Genomic DNA, 1,972 nt, shown 5'->3' on the forward strand with positions numbered 1-1,972 from the left:
GGGACGCGCCGCGTCGGCGGGGCCGGCCGGCGCCGCCACGGGCCCGCCGGCCGCCGCGCCGGGGAAGGAGGCGGACGGCGACGTCGTTGTCGCCCCCCGCCGCTTGAGGGCCCGCCGGACGGCGAGCACGACCGCGGTCACGAGCGCGGCGAACAGGATCCACGGGAGCAGCGCGCCGATGACCTGCAGCAGGCCGTTGAGCGTGGCGACCAGGGCATTCCAGCCGTCGACGAGCCCGGCCCAGAAGCCGCTGGGCTCCTCCGCGGGCTCCGCCTCGGCCGTGTACATGTCGATGCGGAAGGTCGACAGCGCGACGTCGTCGGCGAGCGACGCCTGGCGCGAGAGCAGCACCTCGAGCTCCGACTGGCGCTCGGTGAGGACCTGCTCGGCCTCCACGATCTCCGTGACCGTGCCGGCCCGCTCGAGCAGCCCCTCGAGCCGCGAGATGGAGATCTCGAGCGCGCGGATCCGGGCGTCGAGGTCACGCACCTGCTCGGTGACCTCCTCGCTCTGGAGCGACGTGTCCCGCACCTCGCCGAGCTCCTTGAGCGCGTCGAGCGTCGGCGTCACCTCGTCCGCGGGGATCCGCACCACCAGGTACGCCGAGGCGAACTCGTCCTCCGCGCCGCCCTGCTCGACGCGCTCCTGGACGTGACCGCCCGCCGCCTCGACGAGCGCGGCCGCCTCTGCCGACGACGCCGCCGGGTCCTCGACCACCATGGAGACGCTGCCGGTGGTGATGAACTGCTGCTCGGCGTCCTCGTCACCCACCGCCGAGCCGCCCTCACCGCCCAGGTCGTGCTGCTCCACCGCCTCCGGCGCAGCGCCGCCGCCGTCGGACCGCTCGCTCGCGGCGTCACCGCCTCCGGCCGAGCACCCCGCGACGAGCAGGACGGCAGCGACCGCGAGCGACCTCATGAGGTTCCGCATGCGGGTCAGGCTAGGCCGGGCCCGGGCGGCGTACGGGTGAGCCGGGCGGATCGTGATCGTTTCGTCACGCGTCCGTGTCCGTGTGACCATCGACCCGATGAGCCCCACGAACGCCGGCGGACTCGCCGCCCAGGTGCGCCGCCTGCAGTCCGAGGCCGCGGGTGCGGTGCTGCGCCGGGTCGCCGGGCCGGACCCCGCCGCGGCGCGCGACCGCATCCACGCGACGCCCGGTCCGCGCTGGTTCGACCCCGAGAGCCCCATCGGGCGCGTGCACGGCGACGCCTCGATGTTCGTCGGCGGCGTGCGCGCGCTGCTGCTGCAGTCCCTGCACCCGCGCGCGATGGCGGCCGTCGCGGCGCACTCGGGCTACCGGGGTGACCCGTGGGGCCGCCTCCAGCGCACGGCCACGTTCCTCGCGACGACCACCTTCGGGCCGGCCGACGACGCCGCGACGATCGTCGCCGTCGTGCGTGCCGTGCACGCCCGCATCCGCGGCACGACGCCCGAGGGAGAGCCGTACGAGGCGTCCGACCCGCACCTCCTGCGCTGGGTGCACGTCGCCGAGGTCGACAGCTTCCTGCTCGCGCACCAGCGGTTCGGCGCACGTCCCCTGACCGACGCCGAGTGCGACGAGTACGTGGCGCAGACCGCCGTCGTCGGCCGTGCCCTGGGCGCGACGGACGTGCCGACGACGCTCGCCGGGCTGCACCGTGCGCTCGGCGCGTACCGGCCCGAGCTGCGCTCGTCCGCCGCGGCGCGCGAGGCGGCCGACTTCCTGCTCCGCACGCCGCCACTGCCGGCCGCGGCCCGCCCGGCGTACGCGCTGCTCGCCGCCGGAGGCGTCGCTCTCATGCCGGTGTGGACGCGCGCGGAGCTCGGCCTGCGGTACCACCCGCACGTGGACGCCCTGGTCGGCCGGCAGGGCGGGCGGCTCGCGACGTCGGCCATCCGCTGGGCGCTCTCGGCCGCGGAGCCCGCCCGGCTCGCCGAGGTCGACGTCGTGCCGCCGCCGCCCGGGGTCATCGACCGGGCGCCGTCGGCG

Annotated in this window: 2 protein-coding genes; one reads left to right on the forward strand and one right to left on the reverse strand. The window is 76.6% G+C overall.

Features of this window, described 5'->3' with window-relative positions; genetic code table 11:
* Positions 1–930: DUF4349 domain-containing protein (locus tag ICW40_RS15465; protein ID WP_221654909.1), on the reverse strand; the 930-nt coding region annotated here is incomplete at its 3' end.
* Positions 931–1,027: 97 nt separating this feature from the next.
* Here ICW40_RS15465 and ICW40_RS15470 point away from each other — a divergent pair.
* A partial coding sequence (locus tag ICW40_RS15470) for an oxygenase MpaB family protein (RefSeq protein ID WP_221654910.1) occupies positions 1,028–1,972 on the forward strand: 945 nt, incomplete at its 3' end.

This window comes from Actinotalea ferrariae, assembly GCF_019733465.1.
Classification (GTDB): Bacteria; Actinomycetota; Actinomycetes; order Actinomycetales; family Cellulomonadaceae; genus Actinotalea; species Actinotalea ferrariae_A.